This window comes from Hymenobacter sp. BT491 (assembly GCF_014349165.1).
Taxonomy (GTDB): domain Bacteria; phylum Bacteroidota; class Bacteroidia; order Cytophagales; family Hymenobacteraceae; genus Hymenobacter; species Hymenobacter jejuensis.
The window spans coordinates 1,054,988-1,068,288 of sequence record NZ_JACSJJ010000003.1; the positions used below are offsets into that span (position 1 = coordinate 1,054,988).

At 58.7% G+C, this 13,301-nt stretch carries 9 protein-coding genes and 1 tRNA gene; 5 read left to right on the top strand and 5 right to left on the bottom strand.

What is annotated here, in order from left to right:
• Nucleotides 1–25 precede the first annotated feature (25 nt).
• The 5 genes from H9I52_RS16055 to H9I52_RS16075 all read left to right on the top strand — a co-directional run bounded on the left by H9I52_RS16055 (nt 26) and on the right by H9I52_RS16075 (nt 3,484).
• Nucleotides 26–898 carry a 3-hydroxyacyl-CoA dehydrogenase NAD-binding domain-containing protein gene (locus tag H9I52_RS16055; protein ID WP_187454667.1) on the top strand — a complete coding sequence of 291 codons (873 nt, stop codon included), beginning with the start codon at nt 26–28 and terminating at the stop codon, nt 896–898.
• A complete protein-coding gene (locus tag H9I52_RS16060; protein WP_187454668.1) occupies nt 885–1,328 on the top strand; it encodes a hypothetical protein in 444 nt (147 codons plus the stop codon). The genes H9I52_RS16055 and H9I52_RS16060 overlap by 14 nt, the downstream gene beginning before the upstream one ends.
• A gap of 95 nt (nt 1,329–1,423) precedes the next feature.
• Nucleotides 1,424–1,497, top strand: a tRNA-Asn gene (locus H9I52_RS16065).
• A 126-nt stretch (nt 1,498–1,623) separates the two neighbouring features.
• Complete coding sequence (locus H9I52_RS22865; protein WP_316248046.1) at nt 1,624–2,319, top strand: chromate resistance protein ChrB domain-containing protein; 696 nt, start codon at nt 1,624–1,626, stop codon at nt 2,317–2,319.
• Nucleotides 2,320–2,440: 121 nt separating this feature from the next.
• Entirely contained in the window at nt 2,441–3,484 is a 1,044-nt protein-coding gene (locus H9I52_RS16075; protein ID WP_187454669.1) for a DUF1259 domain-containing protein, read from the top strand.
• Nucleotides 3,485–3,523: 39 nt separating this feature from the next.
• Here H9I52_RS16075 and H9I52_RS16080 read toward each other — a convergent pair whose 3' ends face one another.
• The 5 genes from H9I52_RS16080 to H9I52_RS16100 form a co-directional block, all read right to left on the bottom strand.
• Nucleotides 3,524–5,596, bottom strand: coding sequence for a glycoside hydrolase domain-containing protein (locus H9I52_RS16080; protein WP_187454670.1), 2,073 nt, complete (start codon nt 5,594–5,596; stop codon nt 3,524–3,526).
• A gap of 14 nt (nt 5,597–5,610) precedes the next feature.
• Nucleotides 5,611–6,870, bottom strand: coding sequence for a YdcF family protein (locus tag H9I52_RS16085; RefSeq protein WP_187454671.1), 1,260 nt, complete (start codon nt 6,868–6,870; stop codon nt 5,611–5,613).
• Between the two features lie 135 nt (nt 6,871–7,005).
• Nucleotides 7,006–8,643 carry a RagB/SusD family nutrient uptake outer membrane protein gene (locus H9I52_RS16090; protein ID WP_187454672.1) on the bottom strand — a complete coding sequence of 546 codons (1,638 nt, stop codon included), beginning with the start codon at nt 8,641–8,643 and terminating at the stop codon, nt 7,006–7,008.
• Between the two features lie 21 nt (nt 8,644–8,664).
• Nucleotides 8,665–12,099 (bottom strand): SusC/RagA family TonB-linked outer membrane protein, encoded by a 3,435-nt coding sequence (locus tag H9I52_RS16095; RefSeq protein ID WP_187454673.1) that lies wholly within the window; start codon nt 12,097–12,099, stop codon nt 8,665–8,667.
• Between the two features lie 154 nt (nt 12,100–12,253).
• On the bottom strand, nt 12,254–13,273 hold the full coding sequence (locus H9I52_RS16100; protein ID WP_187454674.1) for a FecR family protein: 1,020 nt from the start codon (nt 13,271–13,273) through the stop codon (nt 12,254–12,256).
• Nucleotides 13,274–13,301 lie beyond the last annotated feature (28 nt).

The following is a 13,301-nucleotide window of genomic DNA, read 5'->3' on the forward strand; positions in this document are numbered from 1 at the left end:
TAATCAAATATTTACAAAACAATCCATGAAAACCACCCAGCCCCCGGTCATCGACATCCGAACCATTGCCGTGGTGGGGGCGGGCACGATGGGCTTGGGTATCGCTCAGATTTGCGTGCAGCACGGGTTTCCAACGATTCTGTTCGACCTCAACCCTACTATCCTCGAAAAAGCGCAGCAGGCCATAGCTGCCGGGTTGGCGAAAGGGGTCGAAAAAGGCAAGCTCACGGCCGAAGCACGAGATGCCGCTTTGGCCCTCTTGCACCCCACCACAGACCTAGTGATGGTACAAGCCGACCTGATTATTGAGGCTGTGGTGGAAAAGCTTACCGTGAAGCACCAGCTGTTTCAGGAATTGGCGGGCCTAAACTCCGCCACTACCATTCTGGCCTCTAACACCTCTTCGTTGCCCATCACCCGCTTGGCCGCGCCCGTGCCGCATCCAGAGCGAGTGGTAGGGATGCATTTTTTCAATCCGGCGCCCGTTATGGCTCTGGTGGAGGTGATTAGTGGGGCCGCAACTGCTCCGGCAGTGGCTGAGGCCGTCTTTAATTTGGCCGTGCAATTGGGCAAAAAACCCGTGCGCGCGGCCGATGCCCCCGGGTTCATTGTGAATCGTGTGGCCCGGCATTTTTACGTCGAGAGCCTCAAAATTGTGGAAGAGCAGGTGGCGCCGTTCACTGTCGTGGACGAATTGCTGGAGGCCACCGGATTTAAAATGGGTCCGTTCCGGTTGATGGATTTGATTGGCGTCGACACAAACTTTTCGGTCACCAGCGCCATGTTTGAGGCGTTTCATTACGACCCAAAGTTTCGGCCCAGTCGTATTCAACAGCAAAAGGTAGACGCCGGCCACCACGGCCGCAAAACCGGCAAAGGCTTTTATGACTACTCTTAATACGCTGCGCGCTTTCGTCATTCTTACTTTGTTCGGCAGCCAGCTTGGGTTGGCTGGTTGCGGCTCCGACAACAATGCCGAGCCCGCGATCCCGTTTGTCGCCTTCAATGAGCAGCTTAACCTAACGAACCAGGAATACTCGGCGCTACGCTTCAACAACGGCGTTGCCTACCACGCTGGCGGGGTGCGTGGCTTGGTCATTGTGCGCCAGAATGCGTCTAGTTACCTTGCTTTCGACCGCAACTGCTCTTACAAGCCCTACGACGCTTGCGCCCGCGTTCACATCGATGCTTCACGGCTATTTTTGGCGGATTCTTGCTGCGGATCGGTGTTCAATTTGCAGGGCCAGGTGCAAGGCGGCCCTGCTAACAGGCCGCTGCGGCAGTACACTACTTCTCTTTCTGGCAACATCCTGACAATCATCAACTAACAGTTTTTGCAGCAAATTTTCAGAAAAGTTCTTGCACATCGCGAGTCTTTGCCCTAATATTGCACCCGCAACGGCATAAAAACGCCGCCATAACCGCTTCCTTAGCTCAGCCGGTTAGAGCATCTGACTGTTAATCAGAGGGTCCCTGGTTCGAGCCCAGGAGGGAGCGCAGACAAGCCCGCTAACGCACTATTTATTAGTATGTTAGCGGGCTTTCTCTTTGTCCACGGTATTGAGCCAGATGTGCCTGATTGTCGGTGACAAAGGTTAAACCCCAACTTGAACGATGCAGTGAATCACCCGCGAACGTCCCAAGATTGATCGGCTGGCTTGTCCGTGGCTGATTCTGCGGTTTATCGACCCGGCTGCGCAAATCCTGTATGTACCGGCTGCTGAGGTTTTGCCCACGGCCGCCCAAACAGGGGCTATCCCCTTCGATGTACCGGAGGCAGAATTTACGCATTACGGCACTGACTGCGCTTTCGATTACTTCCTGCGCAAATACCAGCTCACCGACCCGGCCTTGCATGCATTGGCCTCTATCGTGCGGGGAGCAGATACAGATAACCATGCGCTGGCGCAGCAGGCCGCTGGGCTTTGGGCCATCTCGGATGGTGAAGATTGGGCAAAAGTCGCTGCTGAGCCCATTGCACTATGTGGTTGCGGCGGCCAGCTTCGTAGGCATCTTCTGGCTGAATGTGCCGTTTCCGCTGCTCATCATCGGAGCCGGCGTGATTGCCCTACTGGCCCGCGGGTTTTTCTCGACGTCCGTTGCGACACACCGCTCATCGAGCGCACCCAGCACAACCTACCCCTGAAGGCCGTACTGAGCATCATTACTGCCGCCGTAGTTGGGGTGATATTGAATTTGGCGGTGTACTTGGGGCAGGCCGTGCTCTTTCCATCAGGGTTGTTGCGCCTCGGTGCGCTGCACTGGCCCAGCTTGCTGTGGATTTTGCTTTCCCTAGTGGCATTATGTCGCAGAAGGTAAACAGGATCCTCTAGATTGGCGTGAGCGCGCTGGTTGGGTTGCTTTATTATCTGGTCGCCTCTATAAACATTTGATTATAAGTATATTACATAAGCATTCCATTCTTGTAAATTCTGGGTTTATGAGTCATTGTATTTCCCGGCGCGACGCTCTGCGGGCTACGGCGCTTGTGGGGGCGTCTTCCCTGCTTCGCGTCGGTTCCATTGAGGCGGCCACCAGCGCTGGCTTTGCCAAGGGCAAGACGCCTGCCTTGACGACCGCCGAAATTGCCAGCATTGAGGCCGCTCTGGGCAAGAAAGGCACTTACGCCGAGGCACAGGCAACCCACAACACCGCGTTGCCGCGCAACGATTTGAAGATGCGCATCAAAGGTGAGCCCGTACCCATTCCGTTTGGCTTTGGGGGCTGGGTAGCCATTAAGCACACGCTGGACGGCAAATCGGCCATGCTCATGAGCGACACGGTGCTGCTGCAAGAAGAAGTTGCGCCTCTAATGTCGGCTGCGCTGGCTAATGGGCTGGAAATCGGAGTGGTACACAACCATTTCTTCTACGAGGAGCCCCGCATCTTCTATATGCATCTTCACGGCATGGGCACTCCAGCCGACCTGGCCCGCAAATTTGCCACCACCCTCAAAGACTCCAAGCTGTTGCCCGCCAACCAACCGCCGAGCCCAGCAGCCCCGGCTGCCCAAGCGGGCAACACGGCAACCTCGGCGGCCGGAGCAGCGCCCACGGGCAAAGAGCTTTTCGACTTGCCTGCCTTGGATAAGATAGTAGGCTACTCAGGCACCGTAAACGGACCTACCTACAAATACACCATCGGCCGCGATGATTTGCAGGTAGTAATGATGAATACGGAGATGACGGCCGCCATCGGTCTGAACTCGTGGGCTTCGTTTGCGGGCGCGGCAGCGGCGGCTCACATTGCCGGCGACATTGCCATGCTGGAGCACGAGGTAAACCCCGTCATCAAGGCGCTTCGTGCCCACAACCTCGAAGTCGTGGCCGTGCACAACCACATGCTCTTCGACCAGCCGCACATGATGTTTCTGCACTACTATGGGCAAGGGCCTGCTGCGCAGCTGGCTACCGGATTTCGGGCGGCGCTAGACCAGCTAGGTAAGCCCCGCACCATGCCCGCGATGGATGGCATGAAGCATTAAAGTGCTGGTTATCAGTTTTTTTGCAACTACACCTTCTCACTAGTTGGCTCCCTGCCCATCCGAAACCCAAGGGTGTTGCAGGCCCCACTGGGTGTTGGGCGTATCGGATGCCAAAAGTACAAGCTCACCGCCAGCTGATAACTCTTTGTGGGTAAGCCAATTGCGATCAATGGCTTTTCCGTTCAGGCGCGCCGCCTGGATGTAGCGCCGCGCCGGAGCATAGTTTTTCACCCGTATGACCAAACGTTTTTTCGCGGCGACCTGGAGCGTAAGTTCCTGAAAAAGCGGCAACGTGAGGTAGTACACCGGCGCGCCCACGCAGGCCGGCATTAGCCCACAAGCCGACCATACGTACCACGCCGACATGGCGCCAGCATCGTCGTCCATGGTGCGCACGTAGGCTTGCGGCTGGTTCTGGTAAATACGGCCGATGTAAGGGTCGATGCCCCGGCTGTTGTCGTTGAAGTAGTGCTGCACCACCGTATCGACGGCCAGCTGGTGCATTAGGGCCTGCGATTTCCAGGGCTCGCGGGTAGCGTTGTAGAGCGCAGGAGCCTGCAAATCGGTTTCGTTGGCGTGGTTATAATAATCGCCGCCAAAAAATGCATCGAGCTGGGTCCGAAAAACCGGCTCGCCACCCATCAATTCCATCAGGCCTTTCACGTCGAAGGGAACGGCCCACCGGTATTGCCAAATCGTGCCTTGGTACATGCCCCGCGCCGGCAGCTTATCGACATCGGGCTTGGTCAAATCCTGAAAATCCTTTTGCCATAACTCTTTGTACTGCAAGGCCTTCCGACGATACTGCGCACTCAGTTTTTTCTCTTTCAACTCCCCCAGAATTTCAGCCAAGGCCCAGGCATCGTAGGACGATTCCAGCGCCTTGTCGGGGTGCGAGTAGTCCAGCCGATTAACTTCGCTGAGGAGCGAATCGCGGATGCCGCGCAGATCTACGGCGTAACCCTTTCGGTAAGCGTCGAGCAACACCACGATGGTGTGCTCGGTCCGGACCGTGGGCGAAGGCTCGTGGGCCGTTGCAAAGTCTTTCTTGCCAAAGCGGTACAGATTAGCAAGCGAAAACGCAATATTTTGATATTCAGAAGGATACACCAACGATAACAAGGGCAGCTGGGTATGGTAGTTATCCCACACGGCCCAGCCGTTGTACACGGGACGCGGCGCTTTCTGCAAAGAGCCATCGATTGCCCGGTAAGTACCATCCGGCTCCGACACCACGTAGGGCGACTGCAGCGTGCGGTAGAGCAACGAGTAAAAGAGTTTTTCGCGCGCCGGCTCGCCTTTCACCTGCACGCGAGTCAGTAACGCATTCCAGGCTTGCCGGCTCTCCTGCCGAAGGGCCTCAAAAGTAGCCGTGCGCCGGGCCGCCAGCGCCGCGCGGGCATGCTCGACGCTGACAGAAGAAAAAACCACCCGCATCTCCACCTTGCCGGCTGCACCAGCCGGCAACCGAGCAATCAACTGGTGCAGGCCCGTGGTTTCCCACTGCACCGACTGCGTGACTTCGAGACAATAATATATTTTATAAACCCCTGCATCACAAGTAGTTGCCGCCTCTATCCAGCCACTCAGCGTCGCGCCTTGTGTGGTATGCTGCTCCTGCCTAAATCGGTTGACGAAGGAGTGGCTCAGGTCGAAAAACAGGCCGCGCTCCCCGGCCGGAAAGTAATAACGGTGCAGGCCAACCTTCTGGGCGACGGTTAGCTCGGCCTTTTGGCCATTTTTGAATGCGACGCTATAATAGCCCGGTTCGGCTTGTTCGGCGGTTTTCAGCAGTTCGGTCTGAGAGGGGTTGGTGCCCATAAATGGCTTCACCAACAAGTTGCCGCCGCTGCCTTGGCACCCTACGCCCTCGAAACGGTTGTGCGTGAAACCCAAGAATTTACGCGCCAAGTGCTCGTAGCCCGTGTGCGTATTCGGATAGGTTTGCGGCCCCAGGCTGACCATGCTGAATGGGTACGAAGCGGCCGGCGACAGCTGGCCGTGGTCGCCGGAGGAGCCCAAAAACACATTAACCTGCTCCGCGGGTGTCAGGGACTGAGCGCCGCCAAGCCGCGGCAGCAAAACCAGCCATACCCACCAAAAGTATTTCATGCGTTTATAACTCTCTATGGATCAAGCGGATCGTAGGGGTCAGGCTGACGGGCTTCGGGAACGGGAAAGCAGGCGCTTTCTTCGTCCGACAGCCGTTGCATGTCGCGATACGGCACGTAACCAAACTCCTGTTTGCAGCGCTCGGCCATGGCTACAATGCTGCGGCTCTGCGCCGCGTCGGTGACAGTGAGCACAGGCCGGTCGGTGGGCATGCCGAAGTTGTAGAGCATCCGGACGGCGTTGCGCAGGTTGGTGGTTGTGTGGCGGGCATGAGGCTCGATGAATATCGCTGCATCGGGCAAGCCGAGCTTTTCGACCAAGTATCTTTTCATTTCGACCGCTTCGCAGTACGGCGTCTTGTTAGGATGCACATGGCCGCCCGAAACCATGATAAACGGCGCCTGCCCTTTTCGGAAGCTGGCCGCCGCCAGCCGGCAACGGTAAGCACCCAGCGTGTCGAGGGCCACCCCGGTTTCTTCGGGCCCGTGCCCCGGCACCAGAATCAGGCTGTAAGGATAACGCGACCACGTTGTGGTGGCCACAGCCGCACGCGGGGCCTGATTCAGACCCGCTTCCAGCGGCTCGTAACGGGCGGCTTCGTCGCGCTGGTTGAGGCGCAGGGCCAGCAGCGCAGCTTGCAGAGGCAAGGTATAATAGCCATCTGAATGGCGCCGGGCTTTGCGGCTGAGCGGCCGTAAACCAGCGCGCACCTGCTTCGCAAAGGCTGCATCGTGGCGCCGGAAGCTACTGGAATCAATGGCCGGGTAGCGTGGCACAGCATTGCCAAAATACACCCGCACAATTCGGTTGAGGCCAAGCGCTGCATCGCGCCAAGCCAACCGCAGCACCGCCGTATCGGGCCTATCGGCATACACGGGGTAGCGGCCAGTTTTGGCCAATACGGGAGCTAGCGCGGCATGCAATTCATTGTTATGTAAGTATTTATTAACCAAATACTTACCTACAACTTGTATTTCCTGCGGTTTCCACGCCAACGAATCGGCGTAGCGCTGCGGCTCGGGTGGGCCTTTGCGCAACGCTTGGTACGTGCGTTCGGCCTGTCGGCGGCTGATGCGCTGCAATTCCGGATCGGTTTGCAAGGCGCGGCGAAGCGCGGGGTGCGTTTCGAAGAGCGACAGCAGCGGAAATGTTTTGGCGACGATCACCGAATCGGTACGCGCGGCCGACAGCCGGGGAAGCACCGGTTGCGCCGAACCCAAAAGCGGCCCGCTACACAGGAGCGCCGTCAGCCTGAAAAGATATCGCCAAGACATAAGTGGGAAAGAAAGGTGCAGACAGTGACTTCCCATTCGCCGGGAAGAAAGCGCGGGGCAGCAGTACCCACACAACAGCGCCGTGGCAACACCCTCGGTCGAGGGCTACTTACCACGGCGCTGGTTGTTAACTAATTAATACCCTGCGTTTTGCTTCAACAGGCCTTTGCTCAGGTTGAGCTGCGACTGCGGAATGGGAAAATACTCGTGGGTGCCTTTGACGAAGCGGGCCGTAGCGAGGTACGTGCGCTTGGTTTTTTCGCGGGCGAAGTGCTCGTTCATCACTTGGTCGGCGATGCCCCAGCGCACCAGGTCGAAGAAGCGCTGGCCTTCCAGGGCCATTTCGAGGCGACGCTCGGTGCGCACGGCTTGCCGAGCAGCTTCTTGGTTGGCAAAAGGCGCGGCGTACTCGGCCACTTTGTAGTTGGCCGCGGGCGTGCCGTTGGCATTGAGTACCTGATCGTTAGCCGCCCGACGCCGAATCTGGTTGACGATGGTGCGGGCGCCTTCCAGGTTGCCGGTTTCGGCTTGGGCTTCGGCTTTGAACAACAACACATCGGCCAGCCGAATAATGTCGTAGTTCAGGGCACTTACCCACGGAAACTGGTTGAGATAGAGCGCCGAACGAGAGCTAACCATGCGCTTCTTGAAGGCAAATACGCCGTAAGTGCCGGCATCGCGGGCCCAGGTAGCGGCGTACGGTGCCAGATCCAAAAACTGAACCCCCGGCCGGCCCACCGTATGGTCGAGCCGCGGATCGACAAAATCCGTGGCGCCCACGTCCGATTTGTCGGTTTGAGGCAGGCCAGCGGCCGTCGTTTTGAAAGCATTCACCAAATCCTGGCTGGGCATATCGAAGCCGTAAACGGGGTAGTAAGGCCCGCCAGGGTTCAGGAGGCGCTCGTCGAGGCTACCGCGGAAGTTGTTGGGCGTACCGTCGCGGATCGAGCGCTCGATGGCAAACAGGCTCTCCGGGCCGTGTTCCTTAGTCGGGTCGAAGTTGTCGTGGTAGTTATCGTTGAGGCGGTAGAGGCCCGTAGCCAGCAAGGCATCCACGGTCGTGATCACCTTCGGATAATCCTTGGTGTAGAGGTACAGCTTGGCCAGGTAAGCCGTGGCAGAACCTTTGGTGACGCGCCCTAGGTCAGTTTGCTTGGCCGGCAGGTTGGCCTGCGCCAGCAGAAACTCGTTTTCAATGTTTTTCCACAATTCCGCATCCGACAGGTTGTTGGGGATGTCGTACTCGGTGACGGCGCGCGGCGTTTCGTCCACCCACGGAATGTGGTTGTAGATCTTTTTGAGGTCGAAGTAATAGTGGCCACGCAGCAAGTGCAGCTCGCCTAGCCGCGTCGTGCGCTGCGCGTCGGTCATGCCCGCAAAGCCGTTGACGGCCTGGATGGCGCGGTTCACGCGGGCAATGCCTTCGTAGCAGGCCCGCCACTTCCGCTCTACATCGATGATGTTGGCGTTGGTGAGAAAGATTTCCATCAGGTGCATGCCGTTCTGGTCACCCACGCCGCCACCGCCTTTGTACGCGTCGTCCGACACGACATCGCCAAACGTCCAGTTGGTACCGGGCGAGTTGAAGGCGTTGTTGGCATCGTCGATCTGGCCACCCAGCGGGGCGTACGCAGCCGTGATGAGGGCTTCCACCGCCGCCAGGTTGTTTAGGTCCGTCGACGAGAGGCTGGCTTTGGGTTGTTCGTCGAGAAAGTCTTTGTTGCAGCTGGCAAACGTAGCGGCCAGAACCAACAGCAGAATCTTATTTTTCATGATGCGAAAGAGCGTTGGAAGTTAAAACCGGGCGTTGACGCCAAAGAGCACGGCCCGCGGCTGCGGATAGTAGCCGCGGTCGATGTTCTGGTCGAGGTTGCGGTCAGCGGAGTTGTAGTTTTGCAGGTTCACCTCCGGGTCCATGCCCGAGTATTTGGTGATCGTAAACAGGTTTTGGGCCTGTACATACACCCGCAAGCTGCTGGCTTTAATGGCTGAGGTCCAGGCCAGTGGCAGCGTATACCCCAACTGAAGGTTTTTCAGGCGGGCATAGGAGCCGTTTTCCACGAAGTACGTCGAAGGCCGCAGCTCGTCGTTGACGTTGGTCTTGCTGAGCTGGGGCAGCTTGGCGTCCGTATTCTGAGGCGTCCAGGAGTCCAGAATGCGCGTGCTCTTGTTGAAGGGGTCGAAGGCGAAGTCCGTGTGGTACTTGCTGAAGTTGTAGATGCTGATCCCCTGCACCCCTTGGATAAAGCCGCTGAGGTCGAAGTTTTTGTAAGCCACATTCAGGTTCACGCCGTACGTGAAGTCGGGTTCGGGCTTGCCAATCTGCTGCTGGTCCTGCTCGTTGACGGTGCCGTCGCCGTTCAGGTCTTTGTAGCGCCACCGGCCCACGGCCTTTCCTTTCTGGGCGGCGGCCGCGTCTACTTCGTTTTGGTTTTGGAAGATGCCGTCCACGACGTAGCCGTAGAAATACGCCACCGGCTTACCAACTTCGGTGCGCGAAAGCGACAGACCGCGCGTGAGGTTATTGCTCACATAACCAGGGATATACAAACTTCCTCCGCCCAACGACAAGACCTTGTTGCGCACAATCGATCCGTTGGCCGACACGCCCCAGTGGAAATCTTTGGCGGCGTCGCTCTGGTAATTGATTAAAAACTCCAGCCCGCGGTTGCGGATGCGACCGGCGTTTTCGTAGGGCACCAGCACTTCGCCCGCCAAGGCCGGGCGCGGCACGCGCACCAGCACGTCTTTGGTCGTTTTGTCGAACACATCCACGCTGAGGTTCAGGCGGTTGCGGATCACGCCAAAGTCAATGCCGATGTCGGTTTGGGTAGTGGTTTCCCACTTCAGCTTAGGGTTGCCGATGGCCCGGGCCGTGTAGCCCGTCTGGACGGTACCGTTGCTGCCGGTGATGGGGTAGTTGGTGTTCGTGGGGCTGATGCCGTAGATATCGAATGCCGGGTAGTTACCGATTTCCTGGTTGCCGCTTTGTCCCCACGAAGCCCGCAGCTTCAGGTTGCTCAGCCAGCTAATCTCCTTAAAGAAAGACTCTTCCGAAAGCCGCCAGCCCGCCGAGAAAGCCGGAAACACGGCGTAGCGGTTGTCGCTGGGGAAGCGGCTGGACCCGTCGCGGCGTACCGAGGCCGAGAACAGATACTTGCCGGCGTAGTTGTAGTCGAGGCGACCAAACAGCGAAAACAGCGCCCAGGCCGACCCGGTGCCGCCGTTGGTTTGCAGGCCCTGCCCGGCGTCGAGATAGCGGAAATCGAGGTTATTGATCAGGAAGTTTTCCCGGTAGGCCGTGAAGCCTTCGTCGGTGTTCTGAATGGCTTCCGTACCGATCACCGCCGCCACGTTGTGCTGCCCAAAATCGCGGCTGTAGCGCGCAATGTTGGTCCAGGTCCAGTTGATGGTGTAAGCGTTGTTGTTGGTGAGGCTGGCCGTAGGGTTGGTGGCAATGCCTTCGGTGAAACTTGGCGAGAACCCCCGAAAATTGGTCGAAAGATAATCGACGCCAATGGATGACCTAACAAACAGATTATCAACCAGTTCTAGTTCGGCATAAGCATTACCCAAAGCCCGGATGGTTCGGGTGGGGTTGTCGCGCGCGTTGTAAAGCACCCGAAGCGGGTTGCTGGCGTCGCCCAGACCGGCGGCCGGACCGGCAAAGTTGCCCGCTTCATCGCGCACGGGCACAATGGAAGGCATCCGGAAGGCATCGAACACCACGCCGCCGTTTACGGCATTGGAAGAAGCCTGCGTCGAGCGGCCGTAGCTAGCCGTGAAGTTCTCCCCTACTTTCAGGCGTTTTAATATCGTGTACTCGGTGTTGGCGCGCAGCGAAACGCGCTTGAACCCCGTGTATTTCAAGATGCCGTCTTGGTTAAAATAGGTCAGGTTGATGGCGTGGCGGCTGCTTTCGCTGCCTCCCGACAACCCCAGGGAGTAGTTCTGGATTGGAGCCGGCCGGAAAATCGTTTTGAACCAGTTGGTGCCCGACTGATTAGCGCGCACATCGGGGTTGCGTTGCAAAAACTCCGGCAGCACCGGCTGCGCGCCGTTACCGTACTGCGGGTGACTGGGTGTCTGGCCGCTGTTGCGCTGCGCATCAAACTCAACCTGAGCGAGTTGTGCCGGCGACACCATATGTGGCAGGTTATACACCGACTGCACGCCGTAGTAAGAGTCGAAGCTCAGCTGGGTTTTGCCCGCCTTGCCCTGCTTGGTTGTGATCACCACGACGCCGTTGGAGGCCCGCGCGCCGTAAATGGCCGTCGAGGAAGCGTCCTTCAACACCTGCATCGACTCGATGTCGTTGGGGTTGAGCTGGTTAAGGCCTGCCTTGGTCGGCACGCCGTCGATGATGTAGAGCGGATCGTTGTCGCCGAGCGTACCCAGGCCGCGCACCCGCACCACGCTGTTGCCGCCCGGAGCGCCGTCGTTGCTGACCTGCACACCCGCTACCTGCCCTTGCAGCAGCTTATCGACACTGGCAACCGGGAAGTTTTTCACCCGATCCAGCGGCAGAATGCCCACGGCGCCGGTCACGTCCTTGGCTTCCTGGGTGGTGTAGCCCACTACCACCACCTGGTCGAGCGAGGTAGCGTTGGTTTTCAGGGCGATGTTGAGCGTACGCTGGCTGCCGACGCGAATTTCCTGAGCATCGTAACCGATAAAGTTAACCACCAAAACTGCATCTTCGTCAGGCACTTGCAGCGTAAACGCGCCCGCATCGCTGGTGCTGGTGCCGGTAGTCGTGCCCTTGACCAGAACCGTGGCGCCGGGCAGCGGCTCGCCCGTGGCGGCATCGCGCACCACGCCTTTCACCTCGATTGCCACGTTGCTCGTGGGGCTGCTGAGGGTAGAAGTCGGGGCCTGTTTTTCGATGATCACCTGCCCGGCCACTACCCGGTAATTCAGGCCCAGAGGGCGTAACAGGCGCAACAGCACGTCGTCGAGCGCCTCGTGGCTGGCCCGCACACTGGTTTTTTCGTCCAAAGGCAAATCGCTGGTGAACGCGATGGGCACGGCAGCTTTCGTGCTGAGGTCTTGGAGTACCTGTCGGAGCGTTGCGTTTTCTGCCTGAAAGCTAATGCGTTTCTGCAGAGCACCTTGCGGCAGATCGGGCGAAATCCAGGCGGCTGTGAGCAGCGTAGTCAGCAGCAGGCCCGGCACGGGCCGGCGCAGGCAACGGACCACCTGTGCAAAAGGAGAATACTTGTTTTGCATACAGTTGAGGATGAGTGGGTTAGGCGGATGCGGTGAAGCCTGAGCGACCGGGTACGCCGGTGCGCGTCCGACTTCTTTCAGGTACTAAATGAGCGCCCGACAAGTGGGCGCCACCGGATTATTGATAAGCTAAGTATCTGCAGTACAGCAGATTTCAAGAACTACCAGGACCTTCGAGCCAGATGGTGTGTTGCGAATCGGTGCGGGGGCGGCTGTGCGTGAGGGCGGCCAGCACCTGCACCACTTCCGCCACCGACTCCGTGCCGAAGCGTACGGTGACGCGGCATCGGTGCAGCCGCGGCGCCCGCGCCCGAATCGCCACGCCGTAGCGAATCGAGAGCTTGTCGAGCACTTCATCCAAAGGGGCGTCTTCAAACCGCAGCTGCCCCCGGCGCCAAGCCAGGCTCAGGGCCGGATTGCCTACGACGGCAGCACGCAGGGATCGGCTGGCCCGATCGAAGACGGCGTGTTGCGCAGGCAGCAAGTTAACCTTTTGGCTATCAAAAGGATGCGAAACTACTACTTTGCCGGTCAGTACCGTCACCTCCTGCCGCGCGGCCCGCGGGTAAGCGTACACGTTGAAGCTGGTGCCCACCACGCGCGTTTGCAACGAGCCGCTATGGATCACGAAGGGCCGCCTGGGGTTCTTAGTAACCCGAAAATAGGCTTCGCCTTCGAGGTACACATCGCGGCGGTGGGCCGCAAACTGCGCCGGATACGTAAACGTGCTGCGCTCGTTGAGCACCACGACGCTGCCATCGGCCAGGGTGAGCGAATCGGTGTGGCCCGCCGGCACGCGCTTGTGCAAATACACCAGCGGCACCGCCTTAAACGGCTTGGTTCGGATGAGAAAATCACCTCCCAGCAACACCAAAACCGCTACAACGGCGGCTGCGGCTGCAAAAATCCGCGGCCAGAGCGGCCTTGTTACGGGCAACGAAGCGGCAGCACGGGGCGCAGACTGGTCGAGCCGGGCTTCGATTTTGGCCATCAGCTGCGGCGTCGGCGCGGCCGGGCGCTTCGGACTGTACAGCCGCTCGTAGTCTTCCAGCGCCGCCGTCATTTCCTGGTCCGATGCCTGCCGGAGCCACTGCACAAACGCCCAGTGCTCGGCCGCCGTGTGCTGTTCGGCAGCGAATTTTTCCAGAAACAGGCGGCGCTCGGAGGGTGTCATAACGGGGAGTTCGCGCCTATGACGCACT

What these genes read in the sequence shown, in the direction of transcription:
- H9I52_RS16055 (WP_187454667.1), top strand. Translation starts at nt 26, where the DNA reads ATGAAAACCACCCAGCCCCCGGTCATCGACATCCGAACCATTGCCGTG.
- H9I52_RS16060 (WP_187454668.1), top strand. Translation starts at nt 885, where the DNA reads ATGACTACTCTTAATACGCTGCGCGCTTTCGTCATTCTTACTTTGTTC.
- H9I52_RS16075 (WP_187454669.1), top strand. Translation starts at nt 2,441, where the DNA reads ATGAGTCATTGTATTTCCCGGCGCGACGCTCTGCGGGCTACGGCGCTT.
- H9I52_RS16080 (WP_187454670.1), bottom strand. Translation starts at nt 5,596, where the DNA reads ATGAAATACTTTTGGTGGGTATGGCTGGTTTTGCTGCCGCGGCTTGGC.
- H9I52_RS16085 (WP_187454671.1), bottom strand. Translation starts at nt 6,870, where the DNA reads ATGTCTTGGCGATATCTTTTCAGGCTGACGGCGCTCCTGTGTAGCGGG.
- H9I52_RS16090 (WP_187454672.1), bottom strand. Translation starts at nt 8,643, where the DNA reads ATGAAAAATAAGATTCTGCTGTTGGTTCTGGCCGCTACGTTTGCCAGC.
- H9I52_RS16095 (WP_187454673.1), bottom strand. Translation starts at nt 12,099, where the DNA reads ATGCAAAACAAGTATTCTCCTTTTGCACAGGTGGTCCGTTGCCTGCGC.
- H9I52_RS16100 (WP_187454674.1), bottom strand. Translation starts at nt 13,273, where the DNA reads ATGACACCCTCCGAGCGCCGCCTGTTTCTGGAAAAATTCGCTGCCGAA.